Origin of the sequence: Microcoleus sp. PH2017_08_TRC_O_A, assembly GCF_020738665.1 — a bacterium.
GTDB lineage: Bacteria > Cyanobacteriota > Cyanobacteriia > Cyanobacteriales > Microcoleaceae > Microcoleus.
Map to the genome: position 1 here is coordinate 26,133 of NZ_JAEQCE010000015.1, position 23,351 is coordinate 49,483.

At 46.6% G+C, this 23,351-nt stretch carries 17 protein-coding genes; 9 read left to right on the top strand and 8 right to left on the bottom strand.

Annotation, left to right across the window (positions count from 1 at the left end; translation table 11 throughout):
- Positions 1 to 118: 118 nt before the first annotated feature.
- Entirely contained in the window at positions 119 to 319 is a 201-nt protein-coding gene (locus JGK22_RS06590) for a hypothetical protein (RefSeq protein WP_293175151.1), read from the bottom strand.
- Positions 320 to 425: 106 nt separating this feature from the next.
- Here JGK22_RS06590 and JGK22_RS06595 point away from each other — a divergent pair, with 106 nt between their 5' ends.
- The 7 genes from JGK22_RS06595 to JGK22_RS06625 all read left to right on the top strand — a co-directional run bounded on the left by JGK22_RS06595 (position 426) and on the right by JGK22_RS06625 (position 12,668).
- The gene (locus tag JGK22_RS06595; protein ID WP_293175153.1) at positions 426 to 791 is read left to right on the top strand and encodes a response regulator; all 366 of its coding nucleotides are present in this window, start codon (positions 426 to 428) and stop codon (positions 789 to 791) included.
- Between the two features lie 506 nt (positions 792 to 1,297).
- Positions 1,298 to 1,798 (top strand): chemotaxis protein CheW, encoded by a 501-nt coding sequence (locus tag JGK22_RS06600; protein ID WP_293142860.1) that lies wholly within the window; start codon positions 1,298 to 1,300, stop codon positions 1,796 to 1,798.
- A gap of 205 nt (positions 1,799 to 2,003) precedes the next feature.
- Positions 2,004 to 8,195, top strand: a complete 6,192-nt coding sequence (locus JGK22_RS06605) for a PAS domain S-box protein (RefSeq protein ID WP_293216430.1) — start codon at positions 2,004 to 2,006, stop codon at positions 8,193 to 8,195.
- Between the two features lie 193 nt (positions 8,196 to 8,388).
- Positions 8,389 to 8,682, top strand: coding sequence for a type II toxin-antitoxin system RelE/ParE family toxin (locus tag JGK22_RS06610; RefSeq protein WP_293175159.1), 294 nt, complete (start codon positions 8,389 to 8,391; stop codon positions 8,680 to 8,682).
- Complete coding sequence (locus JGK22_RS06615; RefSeq protein ID WP_293191484.1) at positions 8,679 to 8,996, top strand: hypothetical protein; 318 nt, start codon at positions 8,679 to 8,681, stop codon at positions 8,994 to 8,996. Before JGK22_RS06610 ends, JGK22_RS06615 begins: the two co-directional genes overlap by 4 nt.
- Before the next feature lie 234 nt (positions 8,997 to 9,230).
- Positions 9,231 to 12,050: a hybrid sensor histidine kinase/response regulator gene (locus tag JGK22_RS06620; RefSeq protein WP_293191482.1), complete on the top strand. Its 2,820-nt coding sequence runs from the start codon at positions 9,231 to 9,233 to the stop codon at positions 12,048 to 12,050.
- 141 nt (positions 12,051 to 12,191) lie between these two features.
- On the top strand, positions 12,192 to 12,668 hold the full coding sequence (locus JGK22_RS06625; protein ID WP_293206266.1) for a chemotaxis protein CheW: 477 nt from the start codon (positions 12,192 to 12,194) through the stop codon (positions 12,666 to 12,668).
- 3 nt (positions 12,669 to 12,671) lie between these two features.
- On the opposite strand, the gene JGK22_RS06630 is transcribed toward JGK22_RS06625, so the two are convergent.
- Positions 12,672 to 13,277, bottom strand: a complete 606-nt coding sequence (locus tag JGK22_RS06630; RefSeq protein WP_293175167.1) for a hypothetical protein — start codon at positions 13,275 to 13,277, stop codon at positions 12,672 to 12,674.
- A 148-nt stretch (positions 13,278 to 13,425) separates the two neighbouring features.
- Here JGK22_RS06630 and JGK22_RS06635 point away from each other — a divergent pair, with 148 nt between their 5' ends.
- A complete protein-coding gene (locus tag JGK22_RS06635; protein ID WP_293175169.1) occupies positions 13,426 to 14,130 on the top strand; it encodes a pentapeptide repeat-containing protein in 705 nt (234 codons plus the stop codon).
- A gap of 117 nt (positions 14,131 to 14,247) precedes the next feature.
- On the opposite strand, the gene urtE is transcribed toward JGK22_RS06635, so the two are convergent.
- Together urtE and urtD are read right to left on the bottom strand one after the other, a co-directional pair.
- On the bottom strand, positions 14,248 to 14,946 hold the full coding sequence (urtE, locus tag JGK22_RS06640; RefSeq protein ID WP_293195982.1) for an urea ABC transporter ATP-binding subunit UrtE: 699 nt from the start codon (positions 14,944 to 14,946) through the stop codon (positions 14,248 to 14,250).
- A 70-nt stretch (positions 14,947 to 15,016) separates the two neighbouring features.
- Positions 15,017 to 15,763, bottom strand: a complete 747-nt coding sequence (urtD, locus tag JGK22_RS06645; RefSeq protein WP_293175173.1) for an urea ABC transporter ATP-binding protein UrtD — start codon at positions 15,761 to 15,763, stop codon at positions 15,017 to 15,019.
- 546 nt (positions 15,764 to 16,309) lie between these two features.
- Between urtD and JGK22_RS06650 the strand changes: the two genes are divergently transcribed.
- A complete protein-coding gene (locus tag JGK22_RS06650; protein WP_293312571.1) occupies positions 16,310 to 17,986 on the top strand; it encodes an ankyrin repeat domain-containing protein in 1,677 nt (558 codons plus the stop codon).
- 251 nt (positions 17,987 to 18,237) lie between these two features.
- Here JGK22_RS06650 and JGK22_RS06655 read toward each other — a convergent pair whose 3' ends face one another.
- From JGK22_RS06655 to urtA, 4 genes are all read right to left on the bottom strand, one after another.
- Positions 18,238 to 18,966, bottom strand: a complete 729-nt coding sequence (locus tag JGK22_RS06655) for a TIGR00266 family protein (protein ID WP_293312573.1) — start codon at positions 18,964 to 18,966, stop codon at positions 18,238 to 18,240.
- 207 nt (positions 18,967 to 19,173) lie between these two features.
- Positions 19,174 to 20,316 (bottom strand): urea ABC transporter permease subunit UrtC, encoded by a 1,143-nt coding sequence (urtC, locus tag JGK22_RS06660; protein ID WP_293195980.1) that lies wholly within the window; start codon positions 20,314 to 20,316, stop codon positions 19,174 to 19,176.
- Positions 20,317 to 20,342: 26 nt separating this feature from the next.
- The gene (locus JGK22_RS06665) at positions 20,343 to 21,503 is read right to left on the bottom strand and encodes an urea ABC transporter permease subunit UrtB (protein WP_293175180.1); all 1,161 of its coding nucleotides are present in this window, start codon (positions 21,501 to 21,503) and stop codon (positions 20,343 to 20,345) included.
- A 256-nt stretch (positions 21,504 to 21,759) separates the two neighbouring features.
- Positions 21,760 to 23,088: an urea ABC transporter substrate-binding protein gene (gene urtA / locus JGK22_RS06670; RefSeq protein WP_293175183.1), complete on the bottom strand. Its 1,329-nt coding sequence runs from the start codon at positions 23,086 to 23,088 to the stop codon at positions 21,760 to 21,762.
- Between the last annotated feature and the right edge of the window lie 263 nt (positions 23,089 to 23,351).

The window sequence follows — 23,351 nt, forward strand, 5'->3', positions numbered from 1 at the left end:
TAAGTGGGAATTGGGAATTCCCAATTCCCTTGATTCGCGACACGGAAGTCACGGAGGCAGGGATAGCTTTTTTTCTCTTCCGACTTCATCGGACTTCTTCTTTCTGGCTTATTCTGGCTTATTCTGGCTTATTCTTCCCTCTTTCTTGTTCCTTCTTCCCTCTTCCCTCTTCCTTCTTCCCTCTTCCTTCTTCCCTCTTCCTTCTTCCCTCTTCCTTCTTCCTTCTTCCTTCTTCCTTCTTCCTTCTTCCTTCTTCCTTCTTCGCTGAGGCTATGTGACCGGCTATATTGTATTTAGAAGTGCATTGATTTGTTTGCAAAATGGCGCAATCAAATAACCGTAGTGAAGCGGGGCGAAAGCCATCACCCCAGCAGCTTCTGGAGCGAGATTATCCGCCGTGAACAATAGTAAGGAAGTGTGAAATTATGTCAAAAATTTTAGTAGTGGACGATGTTCCCAGCGAACTGGAAATCATCTGTCGCATTCTTCAAGATGCCGGAATGCAGGTGATCCGGGCTGGTGACGGCGAAGAAGCGATCGCGCTGATCCGAGAAGTGCCGCCGGATCTCGTGGTGTTAGACGTAGTGATGCCGCGAATGAACGGATTTGAAGTGATCAGAGAATTGCGGGGCGATCGCGCCACTGCACACTTGCCAGTAGTATTTTGTACTCATAAAAACACCGATATCGATAAAGCTTGGGGAACCGATTTAGGCGCCGATGCTTACGTCAGCAAACCATTTGAGCCTCAGCAACTCGTCAACATCGTGCAGCGACTGCTTTGGGCTTAAACAAAATAGACCTCTTGCAAAATAATTTTGTGCTATTATAGAAAGTTTAGACAATTTTATAATCTAGCAGGCTGAACAAGTTTAAGGAGATGCCAATCAACCCCATAATTCAAAGTTTGACCTAAACTTGAGCAAACTTTTAAGGATAACATATATTTTTTTTGCAAGAGGTCTAATATAGCCGTTCTCCTAATAGTGAGGTAATTGGCAATAGGTAATTGGTAATCGCGCTTGACCTCACTCACACTCTTTTGTGCTATATCAAGTGTTCAGTAGCATTCACCAAATATCATAGCGAGAAACCCAGTTTTTTTTTCAACAAACATGGTTTCTAAATTCCTTAAAAGTGGTAGATATATTAGAGAAATCATTCCAGTTGCCCAGCCCGCTATTTATTTAACCATTTGATCCTGTAAAACCGATCCAGATAAACTCTCGGAGCGATCGGCTTTCCTAGCAAAGCAAATTCCTCATTTGTAAGATACACTAGAAACAAAAAATCAGGAATGAAAACAACTGCTACCCAGGCGGCGGGGAATCAGACAACTGGAACAAAGCAATTTCTCCTTTTCGGTCAAGGAGGCAGTCTCTTTGGCGTAGAGTTAGAAGCAGTGCGGGAAGTTCTTTCCCTCAACGAACAACCGATTTCCCCGGTTCCTAACACCCTGCCATTTTTGTTGGGATTAACCAACTTGCGGGGCGAAATCCTAGCAGCAGCAGACTTCGGACGGTTTGCTGGGCTCGATCCGGTTGACACCCACCACCCAAGCAGCCGCATCTTAGTGGTGGAAGCGCCCGATCCGCGAGATGTGAGATTGTCGAAAATGCGGATGGGCTTGGCTGTCTCCCGTGTCGAAGGAGTTTTGTCTCTAAATCCCGATCGCACTGTCTCAGCAGTAGATGTCAGTCCCGACTTGGCTCCCTTCTTAAAAGGTTTGTACAATTCCGAAGGACGCTTGCTAATGATAGTGGATGTCGAGGCGATCGCCCATTCCGAACGCTGGTAATTAAACAGTTGACAGTTGACAGTTGACAGTTGACAGTTGGCAGTTGACAGTTGACAGTTGGCAGTTGGCAGTTGACAGTTGACAGTTGACAGTTGACAGTGAGGTTTTTAGGCAGTTGACAATTGACAAAGGAAGAATATGGAGTCAATCTAAAATCTAAAATCTAAAATCGATCGCCTTTAATTTACCAATTCTTAATTTTATCATGAATTTTATCTATAGTTCGATCGCCACGACATTCACCCTGACATTACCTGACTTTTCTATTTCGCTGGTAGCTGGGATTGCCAATTGTATTATTTGTTTCTGTTACTTTGCGATCGCCTCGCTAATCAGCTTAGGTTTGTGGCGAAACCGTCAATTCGGGTTCGACATCTTCGCCACAGTCACAGCAGCCATATTTTGGAGCTGCGCTTTCGGCCACAGCGGCCACGCAGCCGAATACCTGGGATTGCCGCACTCCCATGTGGCACAAACTGTATCGGATTGGATAACTGTCATTCCGGCGATCGCCTTTTTGAGTCTGTCCAACCGCTACCAATTCTTAGTAGGTTCCACCCAAATTCTTACCTCCAAAAAAGCAACAGAACAAGCCCTCAGCGAAACAACCCAGCGATTTCAGGCAATCTTCGACCAAGCTTTTCAACTAATCGCATTATTGAACCCAGACGGCACTCTGATCGAAGCAAATCAGACAGCATTAGAATTGGGCGATTTGGAACCATCAGAAGTGCTGGGGCTAAAATTTTGGCACACACCTTGGTGGGCATCATCCCCAACCAACCAGCAGCGCCTCAAAACCAACATTAAACAAGTCTCGGCAGGCAAGTTTGTACGGGAAGAATACGAAATCACCGGAGCCAACAACCAGGTGACAGTAATTGACATATCATTTAAGCCCCTGTTAAATGAAACAGGAGAAGTATTTCAAATTCTCGCGGAAGGCCGCGACATAACAGCGCGCAAACAGACAGAAGCCAAATTGCAGCAGCTAACCGCAGAACTAGAGCAGCGAGTCAATGACAGAACCGAGCAGATTCAGCAAACCAACGCACTATTGCAACAGGAAGTTCGCGATCGCACCGCTGTTCAAGAGCAATTAAAAGCCTCTGAACAATTTTTAAACAACATCATCAACACCATCCCTGACCCGATTTATGTCAAAGACGAACAGCACCGCTGGCTAGCATTAAATGATGCCTTTTGTCAATACATCGGTCGCAGCAGATCGGAACTAATTGGCAAAGCTTACCGCGACTTCTTGCCCAAAGAACAAGCAGACATATATGAAGAAAAAAACCAATTAGTTTTCTGGGCAAACACCAGCAGCGAAACCCAAGAAACCATTACTGAACCGGACGGAAATACCCGTTTTCTGTCGGTCAAAAAATCTACCTTTGTAGATGCCGGCGGCAGCAAAGTCCTCGTTTGCGCCATTAGAGAAATCACCAACCGGGTGCGTATGGAAGAACAACTGCGGGAGACACTCGCCGAGGCTGAAAGCTCCCAAAACTTGCTGCGAACAGTTATTGACGCTACCCCAGACTTGATCTTCGTCAAAGATCGAAACTTCCGCTACAGCCTAGTCAACGCAGGTTTCGCCGCCGCCTTCGGCAAAACCCAAGCAGAAATGCTAGGCAAAGATGACCTAGAACTCAACGTACCCACAGAGCAAATATTCGGCAACTTCCATACCCAAACAGATCCTCAAAGACAAGTTAAAGGCTGGCGCGCTGATGACACAGCCGTACTCAACGGTCAGGAAGTCCATAACCCCAACGACATTGCCTCCTTAGCAGACGGCAAAGTACACATCTTCGACACCCAAAAATCGCCCCTCAAAGACGCAGAAGGCAAGATTCTAGGCGTTCTCGGCTTCTCGCGCGACATCACACAACGGCGCGAATCCGAACAAGAACTATTGCGGCTCAAAGCAATCTTAGAAACCACCACCGACTGGGTAGGCATGGCAGACTCCCAACAGCGCAGCATCTATCTCAACCGCGCAGCCAGAGAAATGTTGAGAGTTGGCAAGGACTCAGATTTAGCCGGAATTAGTATTTCTGACGTAACATCGCCCAAAAGTATGGACACTCTGATGGAAGTTGGTATCCCCGCAGCTTGCCGGGACGGGGTGTGGAGCGGCGAGACAATTTGGCAGACTTTAGACGGCGAAGAAATACCCGTTTCCCAAGTAATTATTGCCCACAAATCCCAGAGCGGAGAAGTTGAATTTATGTCAACGATCGCCCGCAACATTACAGAACGCAAGCGCACCGAACAAGCCTTGCAGCAGAACTTGCAAATGCTCGACCTTGCCAGCGATGCTTTGATTGTTCGAGACATTGACGGCACGATTAATTATTGGAACCAAGGCGCCCAGAGAATGTACGGCTTCACGAAACAAGAAGCTTTGGGTCAACTGACCCACACTCTTTTTCACACCATGTTTCCCCAGCCTTTAGAAATAATATCGGCACAGTTAGCAGAGCGGGATTATTGGGAAGGAGAACTGATTCACACCACGAAGTACCACACCAAAATTACCGTATTCAGCCGCTGGAATTTGCAGCGAGACGAACAGGGAAAACCCAAAGCAATTTTAGAAACCAACAACGACATTACAGGGCGCAAGCAATCCGAAATCGAAAATCAAAGATTGAGATCGATCGTCGAAAGTAGCTCGGATTTTATCGGGATGGCAACAATGGAGGGAGAGCCATTTTACCTGAACTCCGCTGGCATTAAGCTAGTGGGACTCAACTCTCCCGAAGAACTCAAAACTAAGAATACGGGGGAATTCTTTTTTCCAGAAGACCTCCAGCAATTCACAGCAGAAATTATGCCGTGCGTCATGGAGACTGGCTCTTGGCGGGGCGAGTTTCGGTTGAAGCACTTTCGCACCGGCGATCGCATTCCCGTTGACTACAGCGTATTTACAGTCAAACACCCAGAAACAGGAGAGCCGATGGGGTTGGCAACAGTTACCCGCGACATCAGCGATCGCAAACGGGCAGAAGAAATGCTGCGCGATCGCGAAAGACTGTTCCGAGCCATTTTCGACCAATCGTTACAATTCATGGGGCTGCTAGAGCCAGACGGTACTGTTTTGGAAATCAACCAAACAGCCCTCCTTGCCGCTGAGGTGGGGATTGAAGAGGTAGTAGGCAAGCCGTTTTGGGAAACCCCGTGGTGGCAGATTTCCCCAGAAGTCAAGCAACAGGTACGAGAAGCTGTCGCCAAAGCCGCCGCCGGCGAGGTAGTTCGCTACGAAGCGGAAGTCCTACTTACCGGGGGTTTCCTCGCAACCCTTGACTTCTCCCTCAAACCCATCAAAGACGAGAGCGACAAAGTCGTGCTATTAATTCCAGAAGGCCGCGATCTGAGCGATCGCAAAGCCCTAGAACGAGAGCTTTCTTTGCGTCAAGCTCGCTTTGATGCCTTTTTCGCCGCAGCACCAGCGGGAATGTTCATCACCGACGACCAACTGCGGTTCATGCAGTTCAACGAAAAGCTTGCCGAACTTGGAGGTCAGCCGGCTTCAGCATACATCGGCAAAACCCTATGGGAAGCCGAACCGGAAATGGCACCGGTTCTCGGCCCGCTGTACCAGCAGGTTTTGAGTACCAACGAACCGATTTTAAATCTCGAAGTCTCCCACGCTACCACTGCCCACCCAGATGTGGTGCGGGATTGGCTGTCTTCTTACTTTCCTTTGCCGGGAGAGGACGGCAAACCCCTTGGTATCGGTGCTTTCGTTCTGGAAGTTACCGATCGCAAAGCCCTAGAACGAGAATTAGTTTTGCGTCAATCCCGCTTTGACGCATTTTTCGCAGCGTCCCCAGCCTCAATGTTTATTTTTGACGAGCAGTTGCGGTTCGTGCAAGTCAACGAAAGTTTGGCCGAAACGACCGGCGTCTCAGTTGCCGAACACCTAGGCAAAACCGTCAGAGAAGTGATACCGGAAATGGTCGATACTCTACAGCCGATTTTGCAGGGGGTTTTGGCAAACAACCAGCCGCTTTTAAATATTGAGGTTGCAGGTACAACCGTCAATCAACCGGGCGTAATCCGAGATTGGCTGGCTTCTTACTTTCCTTTGGCCGGAGAGGACGGGAAACCGATCGGTGTTGGCGGTGTGGCGATCGAAATTACCGATCGCAAAAAAGCCGAAGCAGAGCGCGATCGATTTTTCACCCTGTCCCTAGACTTGCTTTGCATTGCCGATTTTGAAGGCAAATTCAAGCGTCTCAATCCCGCTTGGGCAAAAACCCTCGGCTACACAGTAGAAGAACTCCAAAACCAATCTTTTATCGATTTTGTCCATGCCGAAGACGTGGAAAAAACCTTGGCAGAAACGGCAAAAGTAGCCGGCGGTGCCGAAACAATATCTTTTGAAAATCGCTACCGCTGCAAAGACGGTTCCTACAAATGGCTGTCCTGGAAATCGCGACCGCTAATAGAAGAAAAGATCATGTATGCAGTCGCGCGCGACATTACCGAAAGCAAACAAACAATTAGTCAACTGCAAGAAACAACAGCCCAATTAGCCCGTTCTGAAGAGGAATTTAGAGGGCAAAGCAATCTCTTGCAACTGCTAATTAACAGCATTAGCGACGGCGTGGTTGCTGCCGATGCCAATGGCAATTTTGTGTTGTTCAACCCCGCCGCTACAAATATGTTTGGCTCGGGTTCCACAGATGCTCTCCCCAACGAGTGGGCGGCAAAATACGGTGTATTTTTGCCCGATACCGTCACTCCCTATCCCACAGCCGACATCCCTTTAGTACGCACGCTTCGAGGAGAATCCGTTGACGATGTAGATATTTTCACCCGCCACGCAGCCCAGCCTGAGGGCCTGTGGGTCAAAATTAACGGCCGGCCGCTCAAAGACGAAACAGGAGCAATTAAAGGTGGTGTAGTCGTTTGCCGCAACGTCACCCAGGAAAAAGCATCGCAGCAGCAGATGCAGCAGTTGGCCGAGGCACAGGAACGCTTGCTGCAAGAACTCAAAACGCGGCAAAATGCCCTCGATGAAGCTGCGATCGTCAGCGAAACTGACCTCAAAGGCATAATTACTTACGTTAACGAAAGATTCACCCAAATATCCGGTTTCAGCATGGGAGAACTGCTGCACCGCGACCACCGCATTGTCAATTCTGGCTACCATCCCAAAGCATTTTTTTCCGAAATGTGGCTGACAATTTCTCGCGGTTTGGTGTGGAAAGGGGAAATCAAAAATCGGCGCAAAGATGGCTCGTTTTATTGGGTAGATTCCACGATCGCCCCCATCTTCGATACTAGCGGTACCATAGTCAAATATATCGCCATCCGCTTTGACATTACCGAGCGCAAAGAGGCAGAGGAAGGACTGGAAAAATTTGCAGCCGAACGCAAAGCTGAAGCCGATTCGATGACGCAGCAAGTCCTCAAACTGTTGGGAGAAATTAAAGGCGCAGCTCAAGGGGATTTGACAGTCAGGGCGGAAGTAACGAATGACGTTTTAGGTGCTGTCGCCGACTCTTTTAACTTTTTAATTGGTTCTCTGCGGAAGGTGGTAACGGGAATTCAAACTTTAGCCGAACAGGTAACATCTGCCACTGGCGAGTCAATTAACAATACCAGCGAACTCACTCAACAGGCGGAAGTTCAAGCAGAAAAAATATCTGCAATCATGCGGGAAATCGAGCGAATCGTGAATTCGATCCGCGACGTGCGAGATGTTTCGGTGCGCGCCGAAACCGTTGCTCAGCAGTCTTCTCACACCGCAGAAGTCGGCGGTATGGCGGTCGATCGCGCTGTCGAAGGCATTAACGAGCTCCGGTTGACGATCGCCTCTACCTCAAAAATGATGAAGCGTTTGGGCGAATCTTCGCAACAAATCGGCAAAATTGTCACTTCGATTTCTCAACTGGCTTCCCAAACCAATTTGTTAGCTCTCAATGCTACGATTGAAGCAGCCAGAGCCGGCGAACAAGGTTTAGGTTTTGCGGTTGTCGCCGAAGAGGTGCGGAAGTTGGCAGAGCGATCGGCCGGCGCGACTGAGGAAATCTCGGAAATTGTGGGTACAATTCAAGAAGAAATCAGCCGCGTGATGAAGGCAATGGAATCGGGGACACTGGAGGTAGTGGAAGGTACTAAGCTAGCAAGCGAAGCTAAAACTCACCTGAATGCCATCATCGAAGTTAGTCGAGAAATGAATGCTTTGGTGCAGAATATTACTCGCGCTTCGGCTAAACAAACTGTTTCGGCTGAGGAGATTTCTAACAGTATGCAGCAAGTCAATGAGATTGCAAATACAACTGCCCAAAAAGGTTCCGATGTCAAAGCATCGCTTGATGATTTATCCGGTTCTGTCAGCAAATTGCAAAAGTCGGTGGCTAATTTCCGCAGTTAGTTATTAGTCAAAGGTTTGTAGTGAGGACTTTAGTCCTTCTATGGATGCGGACTAAAGTCCTCACTACAAACCAATCTTATTAGGGTCATCCTTTTCGGAGATGATATTAAGAGGCTCCCGTTAAGAAGTCACAGTGTGCGATGATGAATGCTAGCATAGATCGGTATTTGGAATATTTTAAGGTGCAGCTATCGTGTTTGAAATCGAGTTTACAGACCAAGCAATTGAGGATTTGCAGTGGTTTAAAAAACACGAACAGAATGTAATTGTTGACGGTATTGAAGCTAACCTTTGTTATGAACCCACTACGGAGACGCGCAACCGGAAACCCCTGCGTCCAAACAATACAGCAGAATGGGAATTGAGAGTGGGGCTATATCGCGTTTTGTACAACGTTGAGCAGCAAGTTAAAATTGTCAGTATAGAGCGCATCGCTGGCAAGCCTGGGAATAAATACATATTTCAAGGGGAAGAGGAAGAACTATGATGAACTGGGATTATCGAGTATTTTTTGAGGATGGCGGGTACACAATTCGCACGGTGTATTATGACGATACGGGTGCGATCGCAGCCTGCGCCGAAAAAGAAACTGCACCTTATGGAGAATCATTGGCAGAACTTCAAGCAGAATTAAACCAACTCCTGGCTGCTCTAAAAAAGCCAGTTATTTCTGCTGACGATGTGCCGGCTCCAAGCGATCGTCCGAAGGCAAAAAGAGGAAAATCATTGCAAGCAGTGCGGCAACAACTTGGCTTGCAATCGGAAATAACGAAAGAAAGTTCGTTGAGTTCAAAGGATTAATAAAAAACCGAGGTTATCGGTAATAGTTCAAAAGTACTGGGCACCGATATTCATATTTATAGCAACCGCCACATCCGGCGCTCACATAAATAACCTGATGAATAGAGCTTAGAACCCTATAGCATAAACGGTTTGATTCCCGTACCTTGTAACTGTCAACTGTCAACCATTCGACTACGCTCACGGCAAGCTCTCAACTGTCAACTGTCAACTGTCAACTGTCAACTGCTATATATGGATGATGATGATTTAAACGAATTAATAGATGCTTTTACCGCAGAAACGCAAGAGTTTCTCCAATCAATGGAAACTCACCTGCTGGCGATGGAAGGCGCAGATTTGAAAGGGCGACAAGCGGGTGTTAAAGAAATGTTTCGGGCCGCTCACTCGATTAAAGGTGCGGGTTCGATGTTGGGCTTTCAAGACGTGTCGGCGGCGGCTCACACGCTGGAGGACTGTTTTGTCATTTTGCGCGATCGCACGGACTTGTCGGCCCTGGAACCGGTCACTATAACTGTTTTGCTGCAAGGGGTGGATGCTCTCAAAAAGATAGCGGCCGAAGCAATTCACCACTCGGATGTCAGCACTCCCGATCAAAGGTCAAACCTGGAGGCGATCGCCCAAATTCATGCCCAGTTCGAGGCCAAGTACGGCAAGCCGGGGCCGCCGCCCGTTCCCGCAGCCAGTCGATCGGCAGCCCCGGAAACCCTGAAACTGATTTTTGAACACGAATTGCCGCCAATCTTCAATCGCCTAGAAACTGAGCTTTCCCAAGCTTCGGAGGCAGATTTGCCAAAAAGCGTCACCGCCCTCAACCAGGTTTATTACCAACTCTCCGGCTTGGCTGGAATGCTGCAATTGCCGGATTTTGGGAAAGTCGCTGAACCCCTCAGAGATTTGATAGACTCTCCAGATTTGACTTTACAGCGGTTGCAGTCGGAGGGTTGGGCGATCGCCCAGTCGTTGCAAACCGCACGCCAGCAGCTATTAGACGGAAGGGCGATCCTCTTCGAGGGCTGCGCTAACGAACTCCCCCAAATCTCCCCCCCACCCCCAAACGAATCACAAACATCCGAAACCTCCCCCCCTCTCCCCCTCTCCCCCTCTCCCCTCTCTCCCTCTCCCCCCCTCCCCAACCCGCAGCGACCAACAATCCGCGTAGACTTAGAACGGTTAACAGAATTAGTGAATCTGGTCGGAGAATTAGTCATCAACCGTACAAATTTGGAACTGCAAGAATCCGAATTGCGCGGCGAAGTCAAACGCATCCGCCGCAGTATCGTAGATTTAAATCAATTCGGCGGCCAGTTGCGCGAAGAATACGACAGACTGAGTTTTGCAGACTGGAGAGGAGGAAACGGCAATTCGGGATTAGGAAAACTTGCAGGATATGAAACAGAATTTCCACTGATTGTTAACGACAAATCCTCGATCGACCATTCTCACTTCGATATCTTAGAGATGGATCGTTATACAGAGTTCCACTCAACCGCCGCAGAAGTCATCGAAACCGCCGAAGCAATTTCTCAATCCGCCACCAAATTAGACACCTTAGCAATGAAATTCGAGCGCAGTACCGACCAACTGCGCCGCATCACCGAACAACTTCGCAGCCGCGTCATGCAGTTGCGAGTCGTGAGTTTCAGTCGCGCCGTAGACCACTTACCGAGGGCGCTTCGGGATATGTGCCTCACCTACGATAAAGATGTCAACCTGCTGTTAGTAGGAAGGGATACCAAAATTGACGAAAGTTTGCTCGACGCTTTGCGCGATCCCTTGGTACATTTAGTAAGAAACGCTTTTGACCACGGCATCGAAATGCCCGAAGTTCGGCAAGCAATTGGCAAACCCGCCAGCGGTCAAATTGAAATCGAAGCCCGCCACCAAGGCGGCCAAACTATTATTACTGTCGCCGATGACGGTAAAGGTATTGACCCGGAAATCATTCGCCGCAAAATAGTTAAAAAGGGTTTAGCGACGGAAGAACAAGCCCAAGAATTTTCGATTGCCGAACTCTATGATTTTCTATTTTGGCCCGGTTTCAGCACTGCCGAGGAAGTGAGCGATCTTTCCGGGCGAGGAGTCGGACTCGACGTGGTGCGAACAAATTTGCGGACTGTGCGGGGGACTGTGAAGGTGGATTCTCGCCTGGGAAAAGGTACGAGTTTTATCATCAAACTGCCATTGTTGCTGTCGATTACTGAGGCTTTGATGGTAAAGACCGATCGCAATAAAATAGCAGTACCGCTAGATGCAGTCGAGGAAATTCTGCATATTAAAGCTTCGGAAGTTCACACCGCCGGCAATCAGCCGATGTTGTGGTGGCGGGATGAATTTATTCGTTTGGTGCGACTGCAAGATTTGCTCGAATACAGCGTCGTCGGGCCCGATGGCCCCTCTCCAGACCCTTTGACTCAAGATCACATTCCCGTCTTGGTTTTGGCTTCTACCGAAGGAATGCTGGCGGTGGCCGTGGAACGCCTGATCGGCCAGCAGGAAATTGTGGTTAAACCTTTGCCGCCTCCTCTATCCAAGCCTCGCGGGGTTTTGGGGAGTACGATTTTGGGGGACGGTAAAGTTGTAACTATTTTGGATGTGGATGATTTGGTGGGTCAACCTTTATCCAATAGTTCGATCGCCCCTGTGTCTGGTAAAGTGCCACAAGTGGCGCCGACTTCGAGTCAGTCGCCCCAGATTTTGGTAGTGGACGATTCCTATACAATTCGGCAGTTGTTGTCTCTGATGCTGACTCGTGCCCGCTACCGCGTAGTTCAGGCTAAAGACGGCTTGGATGCCCTGGAAAAGCTGCAAAATGGTCTTGATTGCAGTTTGGCGATTGTCGATATTGAAATGCCCCGGATGGATGGATTTGAATTATTGCGCTCTATGCGATCGACCCAGCGGTTTGCTAAGATTCCCGTAGCCATGCTGACATCCCGCAGCGGCGAAAAACACCGACAAATGGCAATGGAATTAGGCGCCAATCAATATTTTACGAAACCTTACAGTGAATCTCAACTTTTAGAAGCAATACCAAAATTAATCAAACATTAAATAAAGGTACGTAGTTGCGCTTTAGCGCTCTTTCATATATATACAAAGAGCGCTGAAGCGCAACTACATACCTAGAAAAAAATACTATTTCCCAGCAGTGCCTGGTAACGAATAGATTCCCAATCTAAAATCAAAAATCGCATGACTCACACGAATTACAATCGCCGCTTTCGCAGCAAGAAACAAGGCGCTGTCAGAACTCCTCCTCGAAAACTTGTGTCCTTTGAACTGGGAAACGTTAATTATGCGGTTCCTATAGAAAAAGTGCAGCGTGTTGTCAAAGACTTTAATCCCTACGGTTTTTTAGATAGCGGTCAAAGTTTAGTTCGGCACCAAGAAGAACTAATTACCCTGATTAATTTATCTAAAATATTTCCTAGCAGTCGGAGTATTGCTGACTGCAACTACCTGATTGTTTGCAGCTTAAATAAAAGCGATCGCTTGGGAATTCCCATTCCTGATATGCCGAAAATCTTGGAAATTGCCGAAGAAAGTTTCTGCGAAATTCCAGAGTTGTACCGCCAACAGCAACTACCTGCGGTAATAGAAAAGTTGATTCGCGCCCCTGACGGTTCCGAAGTTTTTTATCTGAATTTGGCTCTATTTAGCCCAACCTAATATCTAGCAATTTTCAGTCATCATCCAAACGAGGAAGCCCAATATTTGCTCAACCGGAAGCAGAGAATAATCAGTAAGATCGATAGATACGCATTGCTCTTCTAGTTTAAGAAACCGCCAAACTGTACCGCTAGTTACGGTTCCGTAAATAGTCGATATCGGCTGTTGCTTTTGTTGGTTAAAACGTTGAGCGGCAACCATTTCTGCAAGGCATTGCCCCAAACCTGGTTTAAGGTCTTCTTTCTTGGCTTCCACTAAGACAACCGCAGGGGCTTTAATAAATAGTTGTTCCGGGGAACGACTTAGGAGAAAGTCCACATAGCCTGTGAGTTCAGCCTCCGGTTCTACATTGAATTCTTCGCCGGAAAAAACGCTAATCTGCCCTTGAAGCTGCCGTTTGACTTCCAGCAACACAGGATTGATAATCCCCTCAGATCGAGCTTTTTCACTGCTGACTGCGATCGCCCATGGAATCGTTTCTTTAAGAGTATCCTGAAGCAAAAGACTAGGAGTGACTGGCGCAATTTCGGGGAAGAAACGCGCGCCTTCAACGATCGTAAGATTGAAATCCTCTACAGCTTTGCTGAGAGTAAATTTACTGTAAGGCATAGGTTAATTATTTGCGATCGCATACCGTAACACTTTTGACTGAAATCAGGAATGTTTTATTTTTGGCTTAATATACTCGATTGAGTGTACCATCTTTACAGAGAATTTGCTGTAAATGGTATTCTTGCAAGCAAGAAGTTATTTATTTATGAAAAAAATCACAATACTGTCGATCGCCCTGCTAATTTCTGCCGCCACTCTAGAATATCCGAAGGTGGGGCTGCAACTAAGGGCGATCGGGCAAACACCAACGCCCCAAACACCAACACCTCAACCACCAATCATCCAACCACAAATACCCCAACCACCGACAACTCAACCACCAACACCCCAAACACCAACACCCCAAACACCAACACCCCAACCAAAAGCAGAAGATCCCAAAAAGCTCGGTTACGTCTCCCCAGAATTTGCCGAAAGGTTCTCCCAGCAACAAATTGACCAAATCAACGCCAACGTCGAAACGCTGTTGCTAACCCAAAGCTGCGTCCGTTGCGACCTCCGAGCTATAAAATTAGTTAACATACGCTTAAAAAATGCGATCGTCACAGGAGCAGATTTATCAGACGCCAGCCTCAGCGGTAGTACCTTCGAGATCTCAGATTTTGTCAACACCAATATGGCTCGCACAGACTTAAGCGGAGCCCAGTTAATCGGAGCGAGAATCAGCAACACCAACCTCCGAAAAGCCAACTTGACAGGAACCAATTTAGACGGTGCAGACTTGCGATTTTGCGACCTCAGAGACGCAAATCTGTCAAATGCGAACCTCCGGAATGCTAATATAGATGGCGCTAGTATCGATCGAGCCAGCATGGCCGGCACAACCATGCCAGACGGCCGAAAAAATTAATCACAAAATCTTTCCTAGAGGCAGAAACCGGGTTTTTTTTACGAAGCTACTGCATCAAAACCCTTAATCGCATAAAAAACCCGGTTTCTTTGGTATTGATAAGTCCAAAAATATAAATCAAACAGCCAAAAACCTCTGAACCACCTCATCACTCAACTCGCTAGTGCTTCCAGAAGCCACAATCCCGCCTTTCTGCATAGCATAATACCAATCAGCTTGCCGCACAAAATGCAAATGTTGCTCCACCAACAAAACCGAAATTCCCCTAGTCGCAACTACCCGGCGCACAGCAGCTTCAATGTCTAAAATAATCGACGGCTGAATTCCCTCCGTCGGTTCATCCAAAACCAGCAATTTCGGCTCACCCATCAAAGCCCTAGCGATCGCCAACTGCTGCTGCTGTCCCCCGCTCAAATCGCCCCCCATGCGATCGAGCATAGTCTTCAAAACCGGAAATAACTCAAAAATCTCATCAGGAACTTCAGGATTTTTGGTCAGAGTTGGTTTCGCTTCCAACCCTAACAATAAATTTTCTTTAACAGTCAAACGCGGGATAATTTCGCGCCCTTGAGGCACATAACCAATCCCCAATTTAGCCCGCTGGTGAGTCAACTTAGAGACAATAGATTGTCCGCCAAAATTAATTGTGCCGCTGCGAGGTTGCAGCAAGCCCATTAGGGTTTTTAGCATAGTAGTTTTGCCAACACCATTGCGGCCGATCAAGCAAACCATTTGCCCCGCATTAACACTTAAATCGACACCGCGCAAAATGTGACTTTCGCCATAGTAAACATTCAAATCAGAAACTTGCAGCATATGTTTGATAATTAGTAATTAGTAATCGGTAATCCGTTACATCCGTTACACAATCCGTTGCCGAACTTCTTCACTCTTCTGGTTTTCCCAAATATACCTCAATTACCCGATCGTCATTTTGCACCTCATCCATCGTTCCCTCGCACAAAACAGCACCCTGATGCAACACCGTCACCTGCCGCGCAATTTGCCGCACAAACTCCATATCATGTTCAATTACCAACACCGAATGACTTTCGGCCAGCGAAATCAGCAACTCTCCAGTTAACACAGTTTCCTCATCAGTCAAACCCGCCACAGGCTCATCCACCAACAACAAATCAGGAGATTGCGCCACCAACATCCCAATTTCCAACCACTGCTTTTCCCCGTGAGAAAGCAAACCAGCCAAAACATCAGCCTTAGCAACCAAACCAATAGTTTCTAACAAACCCGCCACCGTGCGCTTTTCAGCAGCAGGAGCAGGCTTAAACAGAGTTGGAAATACATTTTTATTGCCGTTGCAAGATAGCTCCAAATTTTCGCGCGGCGTTAAATTCAAGTAAACTCGCGGCGTTTGAAACTTGCGGCCAATACCCAGACGCGCAATCTGATATTCGGACAATTGGCGCAAATTTTTGCCCTTAAATATCACTCGCCCTTCCGTCGGCTGCACCTTCCCCGTAATCGAATCGAGAAAAGTTGTTTTCCCCGCACCGTTAGGGCCAATGATAACTCGCAGTTCCCCCGCATCCATGCTGAAATTTAAACCGTTGATGGCTTTGAAACCATCAAAACTAACAGTCAAATTTTCTATCTCTAATACTTTTCCCTTCATAACTTTAATTCCGCAATATACAACAACTGATTTTTCTTGATTTTCCTGAATTTTAGTTGTAGGGTGCGTCAGTAAACAGTCTCTGGAAAAACCGAAAAATCTGCGGGCTGACGCACCTTACATAACTGCTTGTCCTTAATTGTCTTTGGAAGGTGCGTCAGCCTATAGTCTTTGAGCTAGCCGAAACATCTACTGACTGACGCACCCTACATAACTGCTACTGTTCAATCGCTGCGATAGCGTAAACAAGTTAATTACACCTTGACAGTGCTGGCATTAGGCAACGTACTAGATTAGATATTTAAGACTATTTTACAACCAGTTTAACATGATATTTTGTAATTATTCTCCTTTTTGTTAAGGATTGTTGATTTTTCAGAAGAGTCTGTGATTCTGGTATTATAATATGGCAACAGCTTGGTGCAGGTACTTTCAAGCTAAAAAAATACAGACTCTTAAAATGCGATCGCCTCTACTCCATTTCTCGCTCAACCGCCGGAGAAACAGGCTGTTGCAGAAAACGCCAAAATAGGAGGAGCGGGCAAGATGACGGCGCAAAATCGATACCAAACAGTCAAAGAACTAGGACGCAACCCAGAAGGAGGGCGCGTCACATCTCTAGGACTTGATACCAGTGTCAACCCGCCAATCAAGGTAGTCCTCAAAGAATTTCGCTTCGCCCAACAAGATTCTAATTGGTCGGGATTTAAAGCTTACCAACAAGAAATAGAAGTCCTCAAAGCATTGAATCATCCGCGCATCCCTGGCTACAGGGATTCTTTTGAAACAGCAGCCGGATTTTGTTTGGTACAAGAATACAAAGATGCTTCATCCCTGGACAAGCGCCGTACTTTTAAACCAGAGGAAATGAAGCAAATCGCTGTTTCTCTTTTAGAAATTTTGGTTTACTTACAAAGTCATGTTCCGCCAGTGATTCATCGGGACATCAAACCAGAAAACATTTTAATAGACAAACAAAAAAATGTTTACCTAGTAGACTTTGGCTTTGCTCGGATTGGCAAAGAAAAAAATGCTATCAGCAGCGTCTGTGCGGGGACAATGGGGTTTATGTCTCCAGAACAGTTATTTAATCGTCCCCTCAGCGAAGCTTCAGATGTTTACAGCTTGGGGGCGAGTTTAATCGCTTTGGTGACTAATACTCGATCGGCTAATATTGGGAATTTAGTTGATGACAACAGTCGCTTCAATCTTCAGGGAATAGCACCCCAACTGAATCCACTGTTTATTAAGTGGCTCAAGAAGATGGTGGAGCCTAACTCCAAACGTCGCTTTCCTAATGCAGAAGCGGCGCTGAAAGCCCTTCAGCCTATTGACATTACTGGTAAAAGTTCGTTACTAACAATCCTTCGCGATCGATGCAAAAATTTGAATCTATCGCCAAAAGTGCGATCGCAAATAATAGCCGGCGGAACTGGAACTTTAATAATAATAATTGCAGTTTTTGTTCTTCCCATTTCATTGAAGTATACAATAATTCAGTTCTTGGGAGGTACCCCCTCAAGGCTGTGTGATTCAATTCGCACAGGAAACAGCGATATTGCTATAAATTATCTCAAATGGGGAGGCAACCCAGAGCCGCTTTCCGAGGGTTCAAATATTAAAATTTCCCTGCTGAGATGTGCCTTGTTGAGTGTCAATAGAAACAAATATTTTATCGAACAACTAATTGATAAGGGAGCAGATGTTAATTTCAGATCGGAAGGCGGCGAAACTCCACTTCACTTGATTGCTAGTATGATAGGAAACGATACGATCGAATTAGCAGATTTATTAATTACTAAAGGAGCGCAGGTTGATGCGAAAAATAATAGTTCACAAACTCCTTTGTCAGTGGCTATTTTCGGGCCTAACAACATTCAAATGGCCGAACTATTAATTTCCAAGGGCGCGGATATCAATATTAAGGATATTCGGGGCCGGACTCCACTGCATATAGCAGCTAAGACTCAATATTATGGCATAAAATTAACACAACTTTTAATAGCCAAAGGTGCAAATATTAATGCCAAGGCTGATATTGGTACTCCACTGCACGCGGCTGCCAGTATAGAGAGCTTTCTGACAGTGGAATTACTGGTTCAAAGAGGAGCTGATGTTAATGCTAAAAATGATTCTGGTCAAACTCCACTGGATCTGGTAAGTAGAAATAATAGAAATTTAAATCTTATCAAATTTCTCCAAAGTCATTCCAAATCTCAATGAGTCACATCCTGCGATTACTGGTTCCTTTCGCTATACCCCTTATCCCAAGTCCAGAGGCTCTGCCTCGCCTGTTTTGGATACATTTACTTGTTCCCAGGCTGTTTCCCTTTTGCTGGTTTTTGCTGGTTATCAGGTACAGCCTGGTAACAAGTATTTGGGTAAGATGCGGACTCAAGTCTTCACTAAAAACCTCTTAGCCTGGTAACGAGTATTTGAGCTAAATGCGGACTGAAGTCCTCACTACGAACCTTTTACTCGAAGCTAAAACTATTAGAACTGCTCGTTACTGGAGCTGGAGTTGCAGCCATAATCCGCTCAGCCAACTTCGAGAGTGGCAGACTTTGCAAATACACTTTACCCGGCCCGGTTAGCTTGACTAAAAACAAGCCTTCGCCACCAAATAAAGCATTTTTAAAGCCGCCCACAAACTGAATATCGTAATCTACCGTCGGCGCAAAAGCTACCAAACAACCAGTGTCCGCCCGCAACACTTCGCCAACTCCCAAATTTTTCTCAACGATTGTTCCTCCCGCATGAACAAAAGCTAACCCGTTACCCTGTAATTTTTGCAGAATAAAGCCTTCTCCGCCAAAGAAACCGGCACCCAGCCGCTTGGTGAAAGCTACCTCAATTTCAATCCCGTTGGCGGCACAGAGAAATGAGTCTTTTTGACACAAAAATTTACCGCCAAGTTTGCCTAAATCGAGGGGAATTACTTTACCCGGATAGGGTGCGGCAAAAGCGACGCGGGCTTTGCGATTTCCGGCGTTGACAAAGGTGGTAATGAAAAAACCCGCTCCTGTCAGCATCCGCTTGAAACCTTGAAATAGGCCACCACCTGTGGATGTTTGCATTTGGATGTCGCCTTCCATGTATGTCATGGTTCCTGCTTCGGCCCTGACGCCTTCTTTGGGGTCGAGTTCAATCTCGATGAGTTGCAAATCGTCGCCGTAGATTTTGTAGTCAATAATATCTGCCATACGTTTCCCCTCAAGTTAAAAAAACGAAGCTGCTTGCTACTGATATCTAAGTAGGTGGACATATATATTGCATCTGGGGAGCGAGTCATGTTAGCGAAGCGAGCCGCAGGAAAGCTGGTGTCAAGTCTATGGCGATTGCTTCGTTTCTCTCTTCCGGGTGACATTTATTTATGTCCGCCTACTTATATATACACGATATTTTTGCAATCAATGTTCAAGTTCTTCTTTTTCGTGCTGCACTTCGGGGTCTTGTTCCAGGCTGGGGTAAGTAGATGCGTACTTCGGTTTTCTGAACAAGCGACGGATTTGCTCAAAATCTTGATTTTGCACCCATCCGACTAGGCCGTCGGGCAGCACGGTGACTACTATTAGGAATAATGCGCCTTGGAAAAACAGCCACACTTCGGGGAATTGTTCGCTCAAGAAACTTTTGCCAAAGTTGACTAGCAGCGCTCCCAATATTGCTCCTGATAATGTGGCGCGACCTCCTACTGCTACCCAAATTACCATTTCGATGGAAAATGCTATATCCATTGCCTTTGGCGAAATAATTCCCGTTTGTACGGTGAATAAAGCGCCTGCAATCCCGGCTAAGCCGGCGGAAATTGCAAATACTAAAACTTTGTATCCTGTGGGATTGTAGCCGGAGAAACGCAGGCGCACTTCGTCGTCGCGAATTGCTAGTAGCAAGCGCCCGAAACGCCCGCTTGTCAGCCAGCGGCAGAGGGCGTAAGTTGCTGCTAGAAATAGTACGGTGAGAATGTAGAAAATATATTGAGTATCTCTGCCGTTTACTGTGGCTCCGAATAGGGTTTTAAAGTCGGTGAGTCCGTTGGTGCCGTTAATCAGTTTTTGCTGGCCGTTAAAGAAGTTGAAAAATACAATTGTGGCTGCTTGGGTGAGAATTGAAAAGTAAACGCCTCGAATGCGATTGCGGAATACTAAGTAACCTAAAAGTCCGCCCAAGATGGCGGGGATGAGGAATAGGGCGATGACTGAGAAGGGAAATGAATAGAATGGTTGCCAAAACCAGGGCAGTTCGGTGACGCCGTAGAGGTTCATGAATTCGGGTAATTGACTGCTGGCGGTTGGGGGAATTTGCAGTTTTAGGTGCATGGCGAAGGCGTAGCCACCGATCGCAAAAAATACGCCATGTCCCAGACTGAGCAAACCTGTATATCCCCAAATTAAGTCTATACCGAGAGCTACAATCGCTAGTGCTAAAAATCGTCCCAATTGGTTGAGACGAGCGTCAGCAAGTATTCCTGGGACGATCGCGATCGCAATTATGGCGATCGCCCCTACAATTGCTGCTTCTTTAAACAGAGCCTTTTTTTCTGTATTCTTCATTTTTTTGCCGCTCAAAGCTGTAGTTTTTAATTCTCAACAGTCCGTCCTTTTTGCGGAAAAATTCCGCCCGGCTTCACTTGCAGAAAAGCCATAATTAAGGCGAATACCATGACTTTTGCCATGCTGGTGGTGGCGAAAAATGTGAAAAAATCAGCTAAAGGCTTGACAGGAGCAAACATTAATGCAAGTGTTCCCGATCCGATGAGATAATTTGCAGTGCCGATCGCCATTGCAGCAACTACACTCCCCATAATCTTGCCCACACCGCCCACAACCACCACCATAAAGGTATCGACTATATAATTTTGTCCGGTATTTGACCCTACAGAACCAATCAAACTAATCGCGCACCCAGCGACACCAGCCAATCCCGAACCCAAAGCAAAAGTCAGCGCATCTACTTGTTCGGTAGGTATTCCCAAACAAGCGCTCATGCTGCGATTTTGCGTCACAGCGCGAATCCGCAATCCCCACACAGACTTTTGCAAAAATAGGTAAATTCCTGCCAAACAAATGCCTGTCAGCGCAATAATAAAAAGTCGGGCGTAGGGTAACTGAAAAGTTCCCAGCGGGATGCCGCCGCGCAGCCATGCAGGCGCAGTCACATCAACGTTTTGAGCGCCAAACCAAGGTTGAGTTACTGCCAGTTTGTAAGTTTCCCCTAAAAATGCGCTCACTGCCCAGGAAATACCGAGAGACAGAGGCAAAATTATGGCGATAAATGTGCTGCGAGTGCGATCGAAATCGGGGCGCCGTTTCAGCACCTGCAAGCCGCCAAAAAACAGCAAACAAAACACCGCAATTCCCGTTACCAGCCCCCAACTGACGCTGCGAACAAACTGCTGCAAAATCAAACTTACGCCCCACGTCGCCAGCAGAGTTTCTAGCGGCCGCCCGTAGAGATGACGAATCACTCCCCGTTCGAGAATTAATCCTACTAATGCCGCCACTAAAAAAGCGAGGGGAATGGCAAATAAAATATAAGTTTCAAAGGCAAATCCTCCGATACCTTTGAAGAAATTCTGCACTACAAAAGTTGTATAAGCCCCCAACATCATCAACTCGCCGTGAGCCATATTAATTACGCCCATCAGCCCAAAAATAATCGCTAATCCCAGGGCTGCAATTAGCAAAACAGCGCCGATGCTAATGCCATTAAATAAACCGTCCAATAAGTCGATCGCCATTTTTTTCCTCTTACTTTTTTACATACAATAAATATTTTTTGTAGAGGTAGGTTTTATTTCATGCGTCTCAACTTAGAACTAAAACCATCTGTATAATAGCGCTGGTAGCCAAGTCTCGATCCCCCTAAATCCCCCTTAATTAATAAGGGGAGTAGGGGTTGACTTTGAAATCAAGATATTGTCCCCCCTCCCACCAGGGGGGTTAGGGGGGATCGAATATCTGTTGCCAACATTAAATAAAATTGGTCTTGGCTACTTATGGTGCCTTGAATTTGCCGCCTTTTGCGGGGTCAGACCAATCGCAAGAAAAACCTTTTGTTTCAGCGACAAACTGATTCCAAGGAATCGGCTTCACGGCTTCTGGCGTAGCAAAAGTGATGTTAAACAAACCATCTTCTCTCACTTCGCCCAACCGCACAAATTTAGAAAGGTGATGGTTAACTTCCAGGGTTACTTTGCCACCCGGGGCGTCAAAAGTTTGACCCAAAGCTGCTGCCCGCACTTTTTCCAAATCGTCTGGTGTTCCTGCTTTTTCGACGGCTTGCTTCCACAGGTAAACCATGATGTAAGCTGCTTCCATCGGGTCGTTAGTCACTCTGTCTTTGCCGTATTTTGCCTTGAAAGCTTCCACAAATTTTTTATTTGCCGGAGATTCCACAGTCATGAAGTAATTCCAGGCGGCGTAATGGCCTTTGAGATATTCTACGCCGATCGCCTTTACTTCTTCTTCTGCTATACTGACTGACATTGACGGATATTTGTCCGGGGTCAAACCTGCGCCCTGCAACTGTTTGAAAAATGCGACGTTGCTGTCGCCGTTGAGGGAATTGAAAATGACACCACCTTCGGGTAAAGCTGCCTTGATTTTAGTAATAATTGGCGTGACTTCTGTACCGCCCAAAGGTATGTAATCTTCCCCAACTAATTCGCCACCTTTGGCTGCTAGCTGTGCTTTGATAATAGTGTTTGCGGTGCGGGGGAAAACGTAGTCCGACCCGACTAAGAAGAATTTTTTGCCTTTATTTGCTAGCAGCCAGTCTACTGCTGGTTCGATTTGCTGGTTCGGCGCAGCCCCGGTATAAAAGATATTCTTGGAGCACTCTTGACCCTCGTATTGTACGGGATACCAGAGCATATGATTTTTTTCTTCAAATACTGGTAACACTGCTTTGCGGCTGGCGGATGTCCAGCAGCCAAAGACGGTGACAACTTTGTCTTGATCGATCAATTTTTTGGCTTTTTCGGCAAAAGTCGGCCAGTCTGAGTTGCCGTCTTCTACTATTGCTTGGATTTGTTTTCCGAGGACGCCGCCAGCTTTATTGATTTCTTCTATCGCTAATTGTTCAGCCTCCACAACGCTTTTTTCGCTGATTGACATTGTGCCGCTCAAGGAATGCAAAATTCCTACTTTGATCGTGTTCCCACTGCTGGCTGCTGGTGCTGCTGGTGTAGTTCCTGCTGCTGTTGGAGAAGCGGCTGGGGTTGCGGTTGGAGTGGGAGTTCTACAAGCTTTTAGAAATAAACTTGATGTGAGGGTAGCAGAACTGTATAAGAGAAATTTCCGCCGATCGAATCGCTTTGTCATTTTTTCTAGTTACTCCTGAATAGCTCTGTCAGATGATTGAGAATAATAACACATAGCGACTTGATATTAAGACTCGCTTTAGAAGAATGTTGTACCTTTAGATACAAAACTTATTGTTATTGACAAATTGAAGGTTTGGTGGGGATTGAGAGTAACTGCGACAGAAACCCGTTTGTCAACCCAAATACGTCTTTTCCGGAATCAGTCTGAAATTAGAAACCCGCTTTTTTTATAGCGATACCTGATGAATGTTGGGAGTTAGG

Coding starts and splice junctions, on each gene's coding strand:
- JGK22_RS06595 (WP_293175153.1), top strand. CDS start 426: ATGTCAAAAATTTTAGTAGTGGACGATGTTCCCAGCGAACTGGAAATC.
- JGK22_RS06600 (WP_293142860.1), top strand. CDS start 1,298: ATGAAAACAACTGCTACCCAGGCGGCGGGGAATCAGACAACTGGAACA.
- JGK22_RS06605 (WP_293216430.1), top strand. CDS start 2,004: ATGAATTTTATCTATAGTTCGATCGCCACGACATTCACCCTGACATTA.
- JGK22_RS06615 (WP_293191484.1), top strand. CDS start 8,679: ATGATGAACTGGGATTATCGAGTATTTTTTGAGGATGGCGGGTACACA.
- JGK22_RS06620 (WP_293191482.1), top strand. CDS start 9,231: ATGGATGATGATGATTTAAACGAATTAATAGATGCTTTTACCGCAGAA.
- JGK22_RS06625 (WP_293206266.1), top strand. CDS start 12,192: ATGACTCACACGAATTACAATCGCCGCTTTCGCAGCAAGAAACAAGGC.
- JGK22_RS06630 (WP_293175167.1), bottom strand. CDS start 13,277: ATGCCTTACAGTAAATTTACTCTCAGCAAAGCTGTAGAGGATTTCAAT.
- JGK22_RS06635 (WP_293175169.1), top strand. CDS start 13,426: ATGAAAAAAATCACAATACTGTCGATCGCCCTGCTAATTTCTGCCGCC.
- urtE (WP_293195982.1), bottom strand. CDS start 14,946: ATGCTGCAAGTTTCTGATTTGAATGTTTACTATGGCGAAAGTCACATT.
- urtD (WP_293175173.1), bottom strand. CDS start 15,763: ATGAAGGGAAAAGTATTAGAGATAGAAAATTTGACTGTTAGTTTTGAT.
- JGK22_RS06650 (WP_293312571.1), top strand. CDS start 16,310: ATGACGGCGCAAAATCGATACCAAACAGTCAAAGAACTAGGACGCAAC.
- JGK22_RS06655 (WP_293312573.1), bottom strand. CDS start 18,966: ATGGCAGATATTATTGACTACAAAATCTACGGCGACGATTTGCAACTC.
- urtC (WP_293195980.1), bottom strand. CDS start 20,316: ATGAAGAATACAGAAAAAAAGGCTCTGTTTAAAGAAGCAGCAATTGTA.
- JGK22_RS06665 (WP_293175180.1), bottom strand. CDS start 21,503: ATGGCGATCGACTTATTGGACGGTTTATTTAATGGCATTAGCATCGGC.
- urtA (WP_293175183.1), bottom strand. CDS start 23,088: ATGACAAAGCGATTCGATCGGCGGAAATTTCTCTTATACAGTTCTGCT.